Consider the following 15,827-nt stretch of genomic DNA (forward strand, 5'->3'; position numbering starts at 1 on the left):
TCCGTGTTCACATTGCACAAGGCATTTGGTTTGGTAAAATGATATTTTGCGCCGTTTCATTAACTGGGAGGTTACGAGAACCATGTCCGAAAGCCGCATAAGGTTCCGTCACCTGCAGGCATTCCTTGAGGTAGCGCGGCAAGGCAGCGTGGCGAGGGCGGCCGACTTTCTTCACGTCAGTCCGCCGGCGGTGACCAAGACGCTGCGCGAACTGGAAGAGGCGCTTGGCATCGCAGTCGTCGAACGCGACGGCCGCGGCATAAGGGTGACACGGCTCGGCGAAATCTTCCTCGGTCATGCCGGCACGGCGATCACAGCCTTGAAGCGTGGCGTCGATTCCGTCCGCCAGGACGGCGCCATCAACCGCCATCCGATCCGCATCGGCGCGCTGCCCACAGTGTCGGCCAGGGTCATGCCGCTCGCCATGAGTCTGTTCCTGAGTGAAAATACGGGAGCGGCGATCAAGATCGTCACCGGTGAGAATGCCGTGCTGCTCGAACAGTTGCGCGTCGGCGCGCTCGATCTTGTTGTCGGCCGGCTGGCGGCACCGGAAAACATGACCGGCTTCTTCTTCGAGCATCTCTATTCCGAACAGGTTCTGTTCGTGGTGCGGGCCGGCCACCCCTTGGCGCAGCCGGGCCAGGACATCTTCGCCCGCCTCGATGAGTTTCCGGTGCTGATGCCGACCCGGGAATCGGTCATCCGCCCGTTCGTCGACCGCCTGTTCATCACCAATGGCATGACCGCGCCGGCGACCGAAATCGAGACCGTCTCGGATTCCTTCGGCCGTGCCTTCCTGCGGCAAAGCGATGCCGTCTGGATCATCTCGACCGGCGTCGTCGCCAATGAAATCTCCAGCGGCGCCTTCGTCGCTCTGCCGGTCAACACCGAAGAGACCAAGGGACCTGTCGGGCTGACGATGCGCACCGACACGGCCCCCTCGCCGGCCTTCGCCATCCTGCTGAAAACCATCCGCGAGGCAGCCAGCCGAGGCGGCTGAGGCAGTCGTCCTCGCGTTGAGCATAGCGATCAGATCAGTCCTACAGATCTGTGTGAATGGGCAATTCTCATAACCCCAGGGTTAATAAAAAACCGCAAAATATCATTTTACCGAACCAAACACCTAAGGCACTGTGGCAATGGGAGGATCGAAATCGTGCCGTTTGCCGGCATTGGCGGCGTTCCGCTGCCGCCTTGGAGCCAGCCGGGACATATCCGATCTGAACAACGGGCGGCATCGATTTTGAGCAGGCCGGCGGTCGCCTCCAGGCACCGTCAGGAAAGGGAGGAATATCAGCATGACCTCAAGCAAATCCGGCGTCTCGCGGCGCCAGTTCATCGCCACATCGATCGCCGGCGGCGCAGCCCTTGCGCTCAGCCGCGGCAAGGCTTTCGCGCAAGCTGCCGACACGCTGAAGGTCGGCTTTGTCAGTCCACGCACCGGCCCGCTTGCCGGCTTCGGCCAGACCGACGGCTATGTGCTCGACCTCGCCCGCAAGGCGCTCGCTGGCGGCCTCGATGTCGGCGGCAAGAAGTACAGTGTGGAAATCCTCGATCAGGATACGCAATCGGACCCCTCCCGCGCAGGCCAGCTCGCCAAGGACCTGATCAACAACCAGGCCATTGATCTGATGCTCGCCGTCTCCACGCCCGAGGTGATCAATCCGGTCGCCGACGCCTGCGAAGCCGCCGGCGTGCCTTGCCTCTCAACCGTCATGCCGTGGGAAGCCTGGTATTTCGGCCGTGGCGCCAAGCCCGACGCCCCCTCGCCGTTCAAGTGGACCTATCATTTCGGCTTCGGCGTCGACGAGTTCTTCCGGACCTATGTTTCGCAATGGAACCTGATCGAGACCAACAAGAAGGTCGGCGTCATGTATCCCAACGATGCCGACGGCAACGCCATCCGCGCCCATCTGGCGCCGCTGCTGGCCAAGCAGGGTTTCACCATCGTCGATCCCGGCGCCTACGAGACCGGCACCACCGACTATTCCTCGCAGATCGCGCTGTTCAAGCAGGAAGGTGTCGAGATCTTCAACTCCTTCCCGATCCCGCCGGACTTCGCCGCCTTCTGGCGCCAGGCGGCGCAGCAGGGCCTGATCAAGCAGATCAAGATCTGCCAGGTCGCCAAGACCGGGCTGTTCCCGTCCGACATCGAGGCGCTTGGCGATCTCGGCAACAAGATTTCGAGTGCCGCTTACTGGCACAAGGCCTTCCCCTACAAGTCGCCGCTGACCGGCGTCTCGGGGGCCGAGCTTGCCGACGGCTATGAGGCAGCCAGCGGCAAGCAATGGACGCAGCAGCTCGGCGCTTCGATGTCGCTGCTCGACGCCGGCTTCGAAGCGCTGAAGATGAGCACCGACGCCAAGGACAAGGCAGCGGTCGCCAAGGCGCTGAGCACGCTCAACACCGAGACCATGATCGGCAAGGTCGACTTCACCAGCGGCCCGGTCGCCAATGTCTCGCCCGGCCCGATCATCGGCACGCAATGGGTAGCCGCCAAGGAAGGAGCCAAGTTCCCGCTCGACTATGTCGTGACCGAGAACGCCACCGACCCGAAGGTGCCGGTCGAGGCCAAGCTCCAGCCGTACAACGGCTGATCGACGGTTGCGGGGATCGCATCGTGAACGGTTCAGCAAACGTGATCCTCAGCGCCGCCGGCATCCACAAACGCTTCGGCGCGCTGGTGGTGCTGGACGATATCGACTTCGCCATGAATGCCGACGAGGCGGTCGGCATTGTCGGCCCGAACGGCGCCGGCAAGACAACGTTGCTCAGCGTGCTTTCAGGCGCCTTTCCGCCAAGTGCCGGCACCGTCGCCTTTAGGGGCGGCGACGTGACTGCGATGCCGGCAACGCAGCGCTGCCGTCTCGGCCTTGTGCGCACGCACCAGGTGCCGAAGCCGTTCAGTGGCATGACCACGTTCGAGAACGTCTTCGTCGCCGCATCGCATGGCGCGGGTCTCGGCCGCGACGAAGCCTATGAGGAGGCGCTGGCGTCACTGAAACTGTGCGGCATGCTGGGCGTCGCCAACCGGCGCGCCGAGACGCTCGGCCTGCTCGACCGCAAGCGGCTGGAACTCGCCCGCGCGCTTGCGGCAAGACCGACGCTGCTTCTGCTCGACGAGATCGGCGGCGGACTGACCGATGGCGAAGCCAGCGAGCTTGTCGAAACCATCAAGGAATTGCGCCGGCGCAAGATCGGCATCGTCTGGATCGAGCACATTGTCCACATCCTGCTGCAGGTGGCCGAGCGGCTGATCTGCATGGATGCCGGCAAGATCATCGCCGACGGCGAGCCGCAGGCGGTGATGGCCGACCCGGAAGTCGTGCGCGCCTATCTTGGTGGAGGCCCGAAATGAGCCTGCTCGCAGTCGAGAACCTTGTTGTCCGGCACGGCCTCTTACAGGCGGTGCGCGGTGTGAGCTTTGCGATCGAGCGCGGCGAAACGCTGGCGCTGGTCGGCGCAAATGGCGCCGGCAAGACGACGCTGCTGAGAGCAATCGCCGGCGCGCATCAGCCGACGGCCGGCCGCGTGCTTCTGGATGGCGCCGATATCACCGGCGTGCCGTCGCACAAGCGCGTCGGCATGGGTGTCGCACTGGTGCCCGAGGGACGAAAGCTGTTCGTGCAGATGACCGTCGAAGAGAACCTCCTGCTTGGCAAGACCGCCGGCCGGCCCGGCGAATGGAGCGTGGAACGAGTGCTCGACACCTTTCCCAACCTGAAGCCGCGCCGCCACGCCAAGACCGGGCATCTCTCCGGCGGCGAGCAGCAGGCCACGGCCATCGGCCGCGCGCTGATGAGCAATCCCGAACTGCTGCTGCTCGACGAGGTCTCGCTCGGCCTGTCACCGCTGGTGGTCGACCGCGTCTACGCTTCGCTGCAAGGACTGATCAGTTCCGGCACGACGATCATCCTGGTCGAACAGGATCTCAACCGCGCGCTCTCGATCTCGGACAAAGTCATCTGCATGCTCGAAGGACGCGTGGCGCTCGAGGGTTCGAGCAAGGGGGTCTCGCGCGACGAGGTGACGAAGGCCTATTTCGGCCTGCACCGGAAAAGCGCCGGGGGCGTGCCGGCATGAGCAACCAGATCGTCCAGGGCATCCTGCTCGGCGGCTACTACGCGCTGATCGCCTGCGGCCTCTCCTTCATGTTTTCGGTGATGCGCATCATCAACCTGGCGCATGGCAGTCTTGCCGTGTTTTCGGCCTATGCGCTGTGGTGGCTCGCCTCGCAATTCCACATCTCGCCTTTCGTCGGCCTGCTCATCGTCCTGCCGCTGATGGCGGCGATCGGCTGGGCGCTGCAGCGCTTCCTGCTCGAGCGCAGCGCCCGCGGCGGCGCGCTGCTGCCGATCCTCACCACCTTCGGCCTCGCCATCGTCATCGACAATGCGCTGTTCGAGCAATTCGGCGCCGACACGCGTTCGCTGGCGCCCTATATCGGCAGCCTGTCCTACGATTCCTGGGAATGGCCGGGCAGCATCTATGTCGGCAAGCTTGCCGTGATCATGTTCGCCGCAGCTGTCGTCATGCTTGGCGGGCTGCAGCTGTTCCTGACCCGCACCAGGCTCGGCCGTTCGATCCGCGCCACCTCGGAAGATCCTGATACCGCTGGCCTCGTCGGCGTCGATGCGCGCCGCGCCAGCGCGCTTGCAGCGGCCATCGCCATGGTCACCGTCGGTCTTGCCGGCGCCTTTCTCGGCATGCGCGCCACCTTCGATCCCTATACCGGCCCACCGCAATTGCTGTTCGCTTTCGAGGCGGCGGTGATCGGCGGCGCCGGCTCGCTGTGGGGCACACTTCTCGGCGGCATCGTGCTGGCGCTTGCCCAGACGCTCGGCGCGCAGGTGCATCCGCAAGGCTTCCTCATCGGCGGCCATGTCGCCTTCCTGATCGTGTTGTTCATCCGGCTCTCCACGTCCGGCCTCGGCCTGCGTGGCCTGCTGCGCCTGCCCGCGAGGAAGACGACATGAGGGCAGTTTCGACCTCCCCCGTGATCGAGCGCGGCACACCTGCTTCGCGTATCTCGGCGATCGCGGTCGTCGTGATCATCGCGCTGCTCGCCGTTGCGCCGCACTTCCTGTCAGCCGGCGCGGTTGACCGCATGACGGCCTTGTTCATCTATGTGATCCTGGCTGCGATGTGGAATGCGCTGGCCGGCTTCGGCGGCCTGGTCTCTGTGGGACAACAAGTGTTCTTCGGCCTCGGCGCTTACTTCGCCATTCGCCTCGCCGATGCCGGCCTCAACCCGTTCGCCTCGCTGTTCGTCTCGGCGATCATTGTCGGCGCGATCTCCTGGCCGATGTCGCTGTTCATGCTGCGGCTCAGGAATGGCGAGTTCGCCATCGGCATGTGGGTGATCGCCGCGCTCACCCATCTCCTGGTCAACCTCGACCGGCTGGTGCAAGGCGAAACCGGGACGTCACTGATCTCGCTCAACGTCTACGATGCCGGCGCCAGGCGGGCGACGATCTACTGGCTGGCACTGGCCGCGATGACCGCGCTGCTCGCCATCCTGTTCGGCTTGTTGCGCGGCAGCACGGGTGCCGCCATCCGCGCCATCAGGGACAATGAGGATGCCGCGGCCTCGGTCGGCGTGCGCGTCACCGGCACCAAGCGGCTGTTGTTCGTGCTCGCCGCCTTCGGCATCGGCATTGCCGGTGCGCTGTGGCTGGCGACTTCGATCACCTTCCAGCCGAAGACTTACTTCAATGTCCAGTGGACCGCCTACATGATCTTCATGGTGCTGGTCGGCGGCATCGGCACCTTCGAAGGAGCAATTCTCGGTGCACTACTGTTCTTCCTCATCGAGACCTGGTTTGGCGGCACCGGCGTCTGGTATCTGATCGGCCTCGGCGCCACCGCCGTGCTGTTTTCGCTGTTCCTGCCGCGCGGCCTGTGGGGGACGCTGGAGGAGCGCTTTGGCCTGCGCCTGCTGCCGGTCGGCTATCGCGTCAGACTGCCCGCAAATGCCGACGACGGCGACACCGCGCCAACATCGCAACAGGCAACAGCACATCGGGAGAAAGCGTGACCATGCTTTTCGGCAAGACCATTCTCATCACCGGTGTCGCGTCCGGCATCGGCGCGCGTACGGCGGAGCTCGCCGGCCAACTTGGCGCAGATGTGATCGGCGTCGACGTACGCGAGCCGGCAGCAACAGTCGGCAGTTTCGTCAAGGCCGACATCTCGTCCAAGGCCGGCGTCGATGATCTCGTCGCATCCCTGCCGCAGCGCATCGACGCGCTCTGCAACGTCGCCGGCCTCTCCGGCAACACCGGCGCGGTGTCGACGCTGGCGGTCAACTTCTACGGTCTGCGCGCACTTTCGGAAGGTCTCGCGCCAAAGCTTCGCGAAGGCGGCGCCATCGTCAACGTCGCCTCGATCGCCGGCTATGGCTGGCGCGCCAACCTCAACCGCGCGGCGTCGATGGTCGGCATCGAAGGTTTTCCCGATGTCGCCAAAGTGGTCGCCGACCATCAGGTGAAGAACGAGGAAGGCTACCCCGTCTCCAAGGAACTGCTCCTTCTGTGGACGATGCGCGCCGCACATCAGGACCTGTTCAGGAGCCGCGGCATCCGCGTCAATGCGGTCAGCCCCGGCCCGGTCGAGACGCCGATCCTGAAACAGTTCCGCACTGTGCTCGGCGATGCCCGCGTCGACAGCGACATCGCCCGTGTCGGACGCGCCGGCACCTCGGGCGACATCGCGCCTGTCGTGCTGTTTCTGTGCTCGGACGGCGCACGTTGGGTCAACGGCGCCAACGTGCCGGTTGATGGCGGCCTTGAAGCATCGATCAACGCCGAGGTGCTCGGCTTTTAAATTTTGCGACGCTCGACGGCGAGCTAAGGAGAAAACAATGGACATCGGACTTCTGATCGACGGCAACAAACGGGATGCGTCGGGTGCTGCCTCCTACGAGCGGATGGACCCGTTCACCGGCAAGCTGGCAACGCGCGCCGCCGCAGCAAGTGTCACCGACGCCAATGCCGCGGTCGAAGCTGCAGCCACTGCCTTCAAGACCTGGTCGAAGACCGGTCCGGGCGAGCGCCGCGCACTGCTCGCCAAGGCGGCCGATGTGATGGATGCCAAGGTCGGCGAATTCACCAAATTGATGATGGAAGAGACCGGCGCCACCGGTCCCTGGGCCGGCTTCAACGTCATGCTGGCCGCCAAGATGCTGCGCGAGGCGGCCGCCATGACGACGCAGATTTCGGGCGAGGTCATCCCCTCCGACAAGCCCGGCACGCTGGCTATGGCGATCCGCCAGCCGGCCGGTGTGTGCCTCGGCATTGCACCGTGGAACGCGCCGGTCATTCTCGGCACCCGCGCCATCGCCATGCCGATCGCCTGCGGCAATACGGTGGTGCTGAAGGCCTCCGAAATGTGTCCGGGCACGCACCGGCTGATCGGCCAGGTGCTGGTCGAGGCCGGCCTGCCCAAGGGCGTCATCAATGTCGTCACCAACGATCCCAAGGATGCGGCGGCAATCGTCGAGGCGCTTGTCGCGCATCCCGCGGTCAGGCGCGTCAATTTCACCGGCTCGACCAAGGTTGGCCGGATCATCGCGGAACTTGCCGGCAGGCATTTGAAACCGGCATTGCTCGAGCTCGGCGGCAAGGCGCCGCTGGTCGTGCTCGACGATGCCGACATCGACGCCGCGGTCAATGCGGCGGCCTTCGGCGCCTATATGCATCAGGGCCAGATCTGCATGTCGACCGAACGCCTGGTCGTCGATGAGAAGGTCGCCGACGAGTTCGTCGCCAAGCTTGCCGCCCGCGCCGCTGCATTGCCGGCCGGCGACCCGCGCGGCCATGTCGTACTGGGCTCGCTGATCAGCAGCCAGGCCGCCGACAAGATGGAGGATCTGGTGGCCGACGCCGTCGCCAAGGGCGCCAAGCTGGTGGCCGGCGGCAAGCGCACGGGTACCGTGGTCGAGGCAACATTGCTCGACCTTGTCACGCCTTCCATGCGCGTCTACGCCGAAGAATCCTTCGGGCCGGTCAAGCCGGTGATCCGTGTCAACGGCGAGGACGAGGCTGTGCGCGTCGCCAACGACACCGAATACGGCCTCTCCTCGGCCGTCTTCAGCCGCGACATCCGCCGTGCCATGGCTGTCGCCGCGCGCATCGAGGCCGGCATCTGCCACATCAACGGCCCGACCGTCGGCGACGAGGCGCAAATGCCGTTCGGCGGCGTCAAGGGCTCGGGCTATGGCCGCTTCGGCGGCAAGGCCTCGATCGCCGAATTCACCGACCTGCGCTGGCTGACCATCGAGGATCCGAACCAGCACTATCCGTTCTGATTCTTCTTCCCTTCAATGGGGGCTATTGTCACTGTCCTCCCCCGGAATACGGGCCGTTGCCTGGCGAGCCAACGGATTCCCGCATCAAAACCCGGCAAGGCTCGAGCCGCGCGATCGGCGGCCCCTCCCCACCTTCAATTCTTGCAAACAGCGCCTCCATGGCGTGGCCGGCGATCTGGCGCACCGGCTGTACCACGGCGGCGATGGCCGGCCATGTCACCTGCATCCATTCGGCATCGTCGAAGCCGACCAGCGAGATGTCATTGGGACAATGCCAGCCGCGCCGGCGGAACTCGGACAGCGCCACCAGCGTGCCCTTGAGGAACAGCGAATAGACCGCCGTCGGCCGTTCGCCTTTCGCGAAATACTCGCGCAACTGCGCTCGCAGCGGCTCGACGTCGGTTTCGGCCAGTACGACATCGATGCGCACATCCGGCGCCAGTTTGAGCGCAGTAGTGCGAAACCCGTCGAGGCGGGCGCGCATCGTGGCCGCCTGCTCGCCGAGGCCGACGACCAGTATGTGGCGATGGCCCTTGGCGATCAGTTCGCGCGCCACTTCGGCGCTGGCTGCGGCGCTATCGGCCGACACCGTGTCGAAGGCGTCGTCGGAGAGCACACGGTCGATCAGCACGCCGGTCATGCCATTGGCCTTCATGAAGTCGGCTGCCGGGCCATGCTCGTTGCGCACCGGCGCCAGCACCACGCCGGCGACGCGCCAGTCATGCATGCGGACGAGGATTTCCTTCTCACGCGCTTCCGATTCACGGCTCGACGCCGCCACCAGCGTGTAGCCGCGCTGCTCGGCGAGGCTCTCGAGCTGCGTGACCATCTGGCCGAAAAATTCGCTTTCGAATTCGGGCATGATGGCGCCGATGATGCGGCGCTTGGCCCGGCGCATGTCGGAGGCGAGCGGATCGATGCGATAACCCAGCTGTTCGACCGCATCGAAGACGCGCTGCGCATTTTCGGGCTTCACCGTGGTGACGCCGGCCATGACCTTGGAGACGGTGGCGGCGGACACGCCGGCGCGGCTGGCCACGTCGTGGATCGACGCACGCCGCTGCTGGTCCTGCCTGTGCGCCATTGGTCCTCCTCCCGAGGCGCGGACCGAGGCATTCCGTCCGCTGGAGAAATGAGTAAATCGATTTTTCGGAGTTGTAAATCGTTTAATCGCGGGTATTTTACCCGTCGAACGCATGTCGTCCTAAAGTGTGATGCGGTTTTGGGATAACGACAAGTGCAAAGCAAAAATACGCGATGCGGATCGCCCCGGGAGGAATCGTCATGCCGAACAAGGCCTTGCCGCTGGTCATCAGCGCGCCGGAACCACGCACGCTCGAGCTGATCTTCACCCCGCCACAGCTGGCGCGCCTCAAGGCGCACTACCGCATTGTCGAGACGACGGCCGACGGCGTGGCGAAACTGCCGGCCGATGTGCTGGCCGAAGCCCGCTACATCATCGGCCAGCCACCAATCTCGCCTGAGACGCTGGAAGCTATGAAGGCGCTGCGCTGCGTCTTCAATGTCGAGACCAACCTCGTCAACAACATGCCCTACGAGACGCTGTTTGCGCGCGGCATCCATGTCGTCACCACCGGCCTGGTCTTTGCCGAGCCGGTGGCCGAGCTCGGGCTTGCCATGGCGCTCAATCTCGCCCGCAACATCGTCGATGCCGACCTCGCTTTCCGCAAAGGCGAGGAGCTGTGGGGCGGCGACGGCAACCTCACCGCGCGGCTGCTGTCGGGCGCCGATGTCGGCATCATCGGCTTCGGCGATCTCGGCCGGGCGCTGAACCGGCTGCTGTCGGGTTTCCGCACCCGCACCAAAGTGTTCGATCCCTGGCTGCCGCCGTCGATCCTGATCGACAATGGCGTCGAGCCGGCCTCGCTCGACGATGTCCTGACATCGAGCGACTTCGTCTTCGTCGTCGCTTCGGTGACCTCGGAGAACCAGGGTTTCCTCGGCGCCGATGCTTTTGCCAGCATGCGCAAGGGTGCGGCCTTCATCCTGCTCAGCCGCGCCAGTGTCGTCGACTTCCCTGCTCTGATGGCAGCGGTAAAGAGCGGCCACATCGTCGCCGCCAGTGACGTCTTCCCGGAAGAGCCGCTGGCGCAGGACCATCCGGTCCGTACAATCCCCGGCTTCCTGCGCTCCGCCCACCGCGCCGGCGCGCTCGACATCGCCTTCAAGCGCATGGGCGACATGGTGCTGGAAGACATGGACCTGATCGACCGCGGCCTGCCGCCGCTGCGCTCCAAGCGCGCCGAGCGCGAGACGGTGTCGAGGATGCGCTCGAAGCCGGCGGATCGGAATTGATGGCAGGCGGGGGACCGTTTCGCTGATCTGTCCGTGGTTTGAGAAACACCGCGCGCCGTACACAAGCTCAAACCCGCTATGACCGTGCTCTCCGCAGGCGATTGCAATATTACTAATTTAGTGACAACTTAATTAAAGATGCTGGCAACAGATCCCAGCCCACGGGTTGGAAATGGGGGTGGAAAGAGACATGTACTTTCCGCAATTTCTGGTCGGGATGTCTGCAACGACAATCGGCGTTGCAATCTGGGCCTATCTGGAGACCGGGTCGATCTGGGCGACCCTTGGCTGGTCAGTGCTGACACTGGTAATCCTGCAGGTCGGTTACTTCGGCCTGGTCGTTCACTTGGTGTTTAGGCGATCATCGGAACCATCGGACGCACGCTCGGCAGCGGATCCGACAAGCCCGCTTTTATTTCAGACTTTCTGAACGGGCGAGGTCGAAAGCCACGTCGGCGATAGCCCTAGGCGCGTGGACGACATGCTGCCAGAGGCCATGGGCCCGATCGACCACGGCCCGCCGCCGCTGCCCTCCAAGCGCGCCGAACGCGAGACGGTGTCGCGGATGCGCTGGAAGCCGGCGGACAGGAACTAGTCTAGTTACCGCTCGTTGAGCGGCCAGATCTCGATCACCCCATGCGCCACCGCACAAGGCGATTTCGAGGCCAGCGCGATCGCCTCATCCATGTCGCTGGCTTCCATGATCGAAAAGCCGGCGATGGGCAAGTCCGACGAGAGATAGGGCCCGGTTTCGGTCAGCACGCCGCTGGCGTCCGGATTTCGCACCTGCACCGGCGTTTCGGCGATGCCCATCACCACGCCGCGCTGCTTGAGCGATGCATCGTGTTCATGGCTGCCTGCCTGACATCCTGCGGCGTCCGGTCATATCCGGCCCGGTCGCCATAGCCGATGGTGATATACTTGGGCATAATTGGTTCCTCCATGTTCGAGGACAATGGCTGGGCAGCCGTGGTGGTTCCGGCAAAGCCAGCCGGCACGCTCTGCTGAAGCCCGGTCGGCGCGGGAACCTTTGTCCGGTGCTGGGCGTTTTCTAGCCGGATCGTTCCCATTCGATCCAGACCCTCCAAACAATGCCCCGCCAGGCCTAGCCGGCGGGGTATTGATTTTGGCTATGACATGAGGACTTGCAGGAATCTCGCGGAACCATCCTTCCGCCGGATAGTTTTCAAGGCAGCCGGGCGGTGGGAAGCCCGGCGTACTCCGCGGAGGCCCGTCACGATTCGCGTCGGTGGCGGGCCTTTTTTCATTCCCGAGCCGTTAATGCTGGAGGCGACCTGCTCGCCGCGCTCTATCCGACAGCGACGCCGGCGGCCGAGCGATTGGCCAGCACCAGCCCGACCTCGCCGACAACCTGCTCGACGCGCTTCAGGATGGGTTCGGACCGCAGCACGCCGTCGGAGAAATCCTTGTCCGTGGCGTAGACTCCTGTCGGCAGCGTGAGCGCCTCGAAGAAGCCGAACAGCGGCCGCAACTGGTGCTCGACGATCAACGCATGGCGATCATTGCCGCCGGTGGCGAGCAGCACCACCGGCTTGCCGCGCAAGGAAGCGGGATCGAACAGATCGAAAAAGTGCTTGAACAGGCCGGTGTAGCTGCCCTTGTAGGTCGGCGAACCCACCACCAGGACATCGGCGTTGACGACGCTGTCGAAAATCGCCCGCGCCTGGCCGTCGAGATCGCGCGCCCATTTGGCAGCGCCCAGCGAGGGGCCAAGGTCTTCGATGTCATAGGTGCTCGCTGACAGGCCATGCTGGCGCGCAATGTCCCTGACGACCTGGTCGACGAAGCCACGCGTCTTGGACGGCCGGGTGAAATTGCCGGAAAACCCGACGACGGTTGGATTGGGCATGTGCTCTCACCTCTCAGGACGGTGGCCGTTTCATATCGCCTATTTACAGGCTTGCACCTGCCGCAAGAAGCAAGGATAGGCCCTCCAGCGCCATCCCTAGGGAATTTTTTTTCCGTTTGCCGACTCGCTCGCTGGTCTCAGGCCGCGGAAACAGAACGGTCTGTAAGGCCAAACGACGTTGGCGGCGGCCATGCCTCGCGCTAGGGCTTTTTCAGGACTATGTCTGATCGTATCCGACGCGGTTCGCCGCCGCTTTGCCCAGGAGATGCTTCGTGCCCAAAGGTTCTGACCTGCTTGTAGCCGCCCTCGAGAATGAGGGCGTCGATCGCATCTTCGGCATTCCGGGCGAAGAAAACCTCGATGTCGTGGAATCCATCCGCAAATCCTCGATCCAGCTCATCCTGACCCGCCATGAGCAGGCGGCGGCGTTCATGGCCGCCACCCATGGCAGGCTGACCGGCAAGCCAGGTGTGTGCATCACCACGCTCGGGCCTGGTGCCTTGAACCTGACGACCGGTGCTGCCTATGCGTTGCTCGGCGCCATGCCGATGATCATGATCACCGGGCAGAAGGGCATCCGGTCGTCGCGCCAGGCCCGCTTCCAGATTGTCGATATAGTCGCCGCGATGAAGCCGCTGACCAAGCTGTCGCGCCAGATCATCTCGCCGCGCACGATCCCCGCCGTGGTGCGGGAGGCCTTCCGCATTGCCGAGGAAGAGCGTCCCGGGCCGGTGCATCTGGAACTGCCTGAAGACATCGCTGCCGAGGAATGCGACGACGTCGCGCTGATCCCGCCGCATCCGGTCGAGCTGCCGCTGGCGAGCCCGCTCGCGCTCGACCGCGCCGCGCAGATGATCATCAAGGCACAGCGCCCGCTGGCGATGCTGGGCGCCGCCGCCTCGCGGCCGCGCTCGACCTCCGACCTCGCCCAGTTCGTGCTCAGGACCGGCATCCCCTATTTCACCACGCAGATGGGCAAGGGCACGGTGCCCGGCGGGACCGAACTCTACATGGGCACGGCCGCGCTCTCCGAGCGCGACTATGTGCATGAGGCGATCGAACAGGCCGACCTCATCATCACCATCGGCCACGACACGATCGAGAAGCCGCCCTTCATCATGGGCGACAAGGGACCGAAGGTGATCCATGTCGGCTACCAGCCGGCCAATGTCGAGCAGGTCTATTTCCCGCAGACCGAAGTGATCGGCGACATCGGCGCTTCACTGCGGCTGCTTGCCGATCGCATCGAGGGCAAAATCGCCAACGCGCAGGCGCTGCTGCCGCTGCGCGAAGGCATTTTGAGCCGCATTGCCGCGCGCGCCACCGAGGACCGGTTCACGCCGCAGCGCCTAGTCCACGATATCCGCGCGGTCATGCCGGCCGACGGCATCCTCGCTCTCGACAACGGCATGTACAAGATCTGGTTTGCGCGCAACTACCGCACCCGCGTCGCCAACACGCTGCTGCTCGACAATGCGCTGGCCACGATGGGCGCCGGGCTGCCGTCGGCGATGACGGCGGCGATGCTCTATCCCGGGCGCCGCGTCATGGCGATCTGCGGCGATGGTGGCTTCATGATGAACAGCCAGGAGCTGGAAACCGCCGTCAGGCTGAAACTCAACCTGGTCGTGCTGATCATCGAGGACAACGCATTCGGCATGATCCGCTGGAAGCAGGCGGTCGACCAGTTTCCCGATTTCGGCATGACCTTCGGCAACCCCGATTTCGTAAGATATGCCGAGGCCTATGGCGCCAAGGGCACCAGGGTCAGCGCCATTGCGGACCTCAAGCCGACGCTCGAAACGGCGTTCACCGCCGGCGGCGTCCATCTCGTCGTCGTTCCGATCGACTATTCGGAGAACGAGCGCGTCCTGGTCGAGGAACTGCGCCACCGGCTGCCGGCGCCGCCGCAGGCTTGACGACGCGGTGGGAGCCGCCTCTGCAGCGGCGATCAGGCCGCCCGGACTTTGGCGCTCCCACGCGCCCAGGCCGGCAGCCAGTCGCCATGAGCGGAGAGCAGCTCATCGACCAGCGACCAGATCTGGTCGAGATCGAGTTCGGCCGCCGTATGCGGGTCCATCATCGCCGCGTGGTAGATGTGCTCGCGGTTTTCCGTCATCAGCGCCTGCACCGTCAGTTCCTGGACGTTGATGTTGGTGCGGATCAGCGCGGTGAGCTGCGGCGGCAACTCGCCGATGAAGGTCGGCTGGATGCCTGAGGCGTCGACCAGGCACGGCACCTCGGCCGCGCAGTTGTGCGGCAGCGAGGTGATGCAGCCATTGTTGCGGACATTGCCGTAGATAACCGACGGCTCGCCGGTCCACACCGAATTCATGATCGAGGAGGCGTATTCCTTCGACTGCTCGACCTCGATGCGGTCGGCCGAGCGATAGGCCTCGGCCTGTCCCTTCCAGCGCTCGATCTGCTCGATGCAGCGCTTGGGATATTCGTCGAGCGGAATGCCGAATTTCTCGATCAGGTCGGGGCGCCCTTCCTTGATGAAATAGGGCGTGTATTCGGCGAAATGCTCGGAGCTTTCGGTGACGAAATAGCCAAGCCGCGTCAGCATCTCGTAGCGCACCTTGTTAGGGCAGCGCGGGTTCCAGCCGGGCTTCGGCGCCCTGCCCTCGCGATAGGCGCGGACAAGGTCGGGATAGAGGTTGCGGTAAGTGCCGTCCGCCTGGCGATGCTCGAATTTGAGATAGAAGGCCATGTGGTTGATGCCGGCCGAGCGGTAGCGGATTTCCTCGTAGGGAATGTCGAGATCGTGCGCCAGCTCCATCGCCGTGCCTTGCACCGAATGGCAAAGGCCGACCTGCTTAATGCTGGGATATTTCTCTGAAATCGCCCAGGTGTTGATCGCCATCGGATTGACGTATTGCAGCATGATCGCCTCTGGACAGACGGCGAGCATGTCCTCGCAGATCTTCCACAGATGCGGCACGGTCCTGAGGCCCCGCATGATGCCGCCGACGCCGAGCGTATCGGCGATGGTCTGGCGCAGGCCGTATTTCTTCGGCACCTCGAAATCTGTGACGGTGCACGGCTCGTAGCCGCCAATCTGAAAGGCGACGACGACGAAGTCGGCGCCGGCGAGCGCCTTCTTCTGGTCGGAATAGGTCTCGGCCTTCGCCTTCACGCCGAGCGTTGCGATCAACTTGTTGACGACGATGGCGCTCTCTTCCAGCCGCTGCGGATTGATGTCCATCAGCGCGATCGTCGCGCCCGACAGCGATGGCCGCTGCAGCACGTCGCCGACAATGTTCTTCATGAACACGGTCGAGCCGGCGCCGATGAAGGTGATCCTGGGATGTCTTGCCACTTTTAAACCTC

The 15,827-nt window shown here is 64.2% G+C and carries 17 protein-coding genes; 12 read left to right on the forward strand and 5 right to left on the reverse strand.

Annotated features, from left to right (window positions below; all coding sequences use genetic code 11):
* The first annotated feature begins 82 nt into the window (after nt 1-82).
* The 8 genes from pcaQ (at nt 83) to AC1D1L_RS19295 (ending at nt 8,308) form a co-directional block, all read left to right on the forward strand.
* A complete protein-coding gene (gene pcaQ / locus AC1D1L_RS19260; RefSeq protein WP_192259466.1) occupies nt 83-1,000 on the forward strand; it encodes a pca operon transcription factor PcaQ in 918 nt (305 codons plus the stop codon).
* A 298-nt stretch (nt 1,001-1,298) separates the two neighbouring features.
* Nucleotides 1,299-2,597 (forward strand): ABC transporter substrate-binding protein, encoded by a 1,299-nt coding sequence (locus AC1D1L_RS19265; protein WP_477343042.1) that lies wholly within the window; start codon nt 1,299-1,301, stop codon nt 2,595-2,597.
* 86 nt (nt 2,598-2,683) lie between these two features.
* A complete protein-coding gene (locus AC1D1L_RS19270; RefSeq protein ID WP_477343124.1) occupies nt 2,684-3,358 on the forward strand; it encodes an ABC transporter ATP-binding protein in 675 nt (224 codons plus the stop codon).
* Complete coding sequence (locus AC1D1L_RS19275; RefSeq protein WP_477343043.1) at nt 3,355-4,083, forward strand: ABC transporter ATP-binding protein; 729 nt, start codon at nt 3,355-3,357, stop codon at nt 4,081-4,083. The genes AC1D1L_RS19270 and AC1D1L_RS19275 overlap by 4 nt, the downstream gene beginning before the upstream one ends.
* A complete protein-coding gene (locus AC1D1L_RS19280; RefSeq protein WP_477343044.1) occupies nt 4,080-4,976 on the forward strand; it encodes a branched-chain amino acid ABC transporter permease in 897 nt (298 codons plus the stop codon). Before AC1D1L_RS19275 ends, AC1D1L_RS19280 begins: the two co-directional genes overlap by 4 nt.
* On the forward strand, nt 4,973-6,037 hold the full coding sequence (locus tag AC1D1L_RS19285) for a branched-chain amino acid ABC transporter permease (protein WP_477343045.1): 1,065 nt from the start codon (nt 4,973-4,975) through the stop codon (nt 6,035-6,037). Before AC1D1L_RS19280 ends, AC1D1L_RS19285 begins: the two co-directional genes overlap by 4 nt.
* A gap of 2 nt (nt 6,038-6,039) precedes the next feature.
* Complete coding sequence (locus tag AC1D1L_RS19290) at nt 6,040-6,825, forward strand: coniferyl-alcohol dehydrogenase (RefSeq protein WP_477343125.1); 786 nt, start codon at nt 6,040-6,042, stop codon at nt 6,823-6,825.
* A 37-nt stretch (nt 6,826-6,862) separates the two neighbouring features.
* Complete coding sequence (locus tag AC1D1L_RS19295; protein WP_477343046.1) at nt 6,863-8,308, forward strand: aldehyde dehydrogenase; 1,446 nt, start codon at nt 6,863-6,865, stop codon at nt 8,306-8,308.
* A 28-nt stretch (nt 8,309-8,336) separates the two neighbouring features.
* Here the strand turns inward: AC1D1L_RS19295 and AC1D1L_RS19300 are convergent, their stop codons facing one another.
* Nucleotides 8,337-9,392: a LacI family DNA-binding transcriptional regulator gene (locus AC1D1L_RS19300; protein WP_477343047.1), complete on the reverse strand. Its 1,056-nt coding sequence runs from the start codon at nt 9,390-9,392 to the stop codon at nt 8,337-8,339.
* Nucleotides 9,393-9,592: 200 nt separating this feature from the next.
* On the opposite strand from AC1D1L_RS19300, the gene AC1D1L_RS19305 reads away from it, so the two are divergent.
* The 3 genes from AC1D1L_RS19305 to AC1D1L_RS19315 all read left to right on the forward strand — a co-directional run bounded on the left by AC1D1L_RS19305 (nt 9,593) and on the right by AC1D1L_RS19315 (nt 11,219).
* Nucleotides 9,593-10,624, forward strand: a complete 1,032-nt coding sequence (locus AC1D1L_RS19305) for a hydroxyacid dehydrogenase (RefSeq protein WP_477343048.1) — start codon at nt 9,593-9,595, stop codon at nt 10,622-10,624.
* A gap of 190 nt (nt 10,625-10,814) precedes the next feature.
* Complete coding sequence (locus AC1D1L_RS19310) at nt 10,815-11,054, forward strand: exopolysaccharide production repressor protein (RefSeq protein WP_477231669.1); 240 nt, start codon at nt 10,815-10,817, stop codon at nt 11,052-11,054.
* A gap of 42 nt (nt 11,055-11,096) precedes the next feature.
* Nucleotides 11,097-11,219, forward strand: a complete 123-nt coding sequence (locus tag AC1D1L_RS19315; RefSeq protein ID WP_477343049.1) for a hypothetical protein — start codon at nt 11,097-11,099, stop codon at nt 11,217-11,219.
* A gap of 5 nt (nt 11,220-11,224) precedes the next feature.
* Here the strand turns inward: AC1D1L_RS19315 and AC1D1L_RS19320 are convergent, their stop codons facing one another.
* The 3 genes from AC1D1L_RS19320 to msuE form a co-directional block, all read right to left on the reverse strand.
* A complete protein-coding gene (locus AC1D1L_RS19320; RefSeq protein ID WP_477343050.1) occupies nt 11,225-11,437 on the reverse strand; it encodes a YciI family protein in 213 nt (70 codons plus the stop codon).
* Nucleotides 11,437-11,694: a hypothetical protein gene (locus AC1D1L_RS19325; protein ID WP_477343051.1), complete on the reverse strand. Its 258-nt coding sequence runs from the start codon at nt 11,692-11,694 to the stop codon at nt 11,437-11,439. Before AC1D1L_RS19325 ends, AC1D1L_RS19320 begins: the two co-directional genes overlap by 1 nt.
* Nucleotides 11,695-11,933: 239 nt before the next feature.
* Entirely contained in the window at nt 11,934-12,494 is a 561-nt protein-coding gene (msuE, locus tag AC1D1L_RS19330) for an FMN reductase (RefSeq protein ID WP_477343052.1), read from the reverse strand.
* 272 nt (nt 12,495-12,766) lie between these two features.
* On the opposite strand from msuE, the gene AC1D1L_RS19335 reads away from it, so the two are divergent.
* Nucleotides 12,767-14,413 carry an acetolactate synthase large subunit gene (locus AC1D1L_RS19335; protein ID WP_477343053.1) on the forward strand — a complete coding sequence of 549 codons (1,647 nt, stop codon included), beginning with the start codon at nt 12,767-12,769 and terminating at the stop codon, nt 14,411-14,413.
* Nucleotides 14,414-14,445: 32 nt separating this feature from the next.
* Here the strand turns inward: AC1D1L_RS19335 and melA are convergent, their stop codons facing one another.
* The gene (melA, locus tag AC1D1L_RS19340; RefSeq protein WP_477343054.1) at nt 14,446-15,816 is read right to left on the reverse strand and encodes an alpha-galactosidase; all 1,371 of its coding nucleotides are present in this window, start codon (nt 15,814-15,816) and stop codon (nt 14,446-14,448) included.
* Between the last annotated feature and the right edge of the window lie 11 nt (nt 15,817-15,827).

Source organism: Mesorhizobium sp. P2_D6 (genome assembly GCF_056404315.1).

What these genes read in the sequence shown, in the direction of transcription:
- AC1D1L_RS19320 (WP_477343050.1), bottom strand. Translation starts at nt 11,437, where the DNA reads ATGGGCATCGCCGAAACGCCGGTGCAGGTGCGAAATCCGGACGCCAGC.
- AC1D1L_RS19305 (WP_477343048.1), top strand. Translation starts at nt 9,593, where the DNA reads ATGCCGAACAAGGCCTTGCCGCTGGTCATCAGCGCGCCGGAACCACGC.
- msuE (WP_477343052.1), bottom strand. Translation starts at nt 12,494, where the DNA reads ATGCCCAATCCAACCGTCGTCGGGTTTTCCGGCAATTTCACCCGGCCG.
- AC1D1L_RS19275 (WP_477343043.1), top strand. Translation starts at nt 3,355, where the DNA reads ATGAGCCTGCTCGCAGTCGAGAACCTTGTTGTCCGGCACGGCCTCTTA.
- AC1D1L_RS19265 (WP_477343042.1), top strand. Translation starts at nt 1,299, where the DNA reads ATGACCTCAAGCAAATCCGGCGTCTCGCGGCGCCAGTTCATCGCCACA.
- AC1D1L_RS19300 (WP_477343047.1), bottom strand. Translation starts at nt 9,392, where the DNA reads ATGGCGCACAGGCAGGACCAGCAGCGGCGTGCGTCGATCCACGACGTG.
- AC1D1L_RS19290 (WP_477343125.1), top strand. Translation starts at nt 6,040, where the DNA reads ATGCTTTTCGGCAAGACCATTCTCATCACCGGTGTCGCGTCCGGCATC.
- AC1D1L_RS19310 (WP_477231669.1), top strand. Translation starts at nt 10,815, where the DNA reads ATGTACTTTCCGCAATTTCTGGTCGGGATGTCTGCAACGACAATCGGC.
- AC1D1L_RS19280 (WP_477343044.1), top strand. Translation starts at nt 4,080, where the DNA reads ATGAGCAACCAGATCGTCCAGGGCATCCTGCTCGGCGGCTACTACGCG.
- AC1D1L_RS19285 (WP_477343045.1), top strand. Translation starts at nt 4,973, where the DNA reads ATGAGGGCAGTTTCGACCTCCCCCGTGATCGAGCGCGGCACACCTGCT.
- AC1D1L_RS19325 (WP_477343051.1), bottom strand. Translation starts at nt 11,694, where the DNA reads ATGGGAACGATCCGGCTAGAAAACGCCCAGCACCGGACAAAGGTTCCC.
- AC1D1L_RS19295 (WP_477343046.1), top strand. Translation starts at nt 6,863, where the DNA reads ATGGACATCGGACTTCTGATCGACGGCAACAAACGGGATGCGTCGGGT.
- pcaQ (WP_192259466.1), top strand. Translation starts at nt 83, where the DNA reads ATGTCCGAAAGCCGCATAAGGTTCCGTCACCTGCAGGCATTCCTTGAG.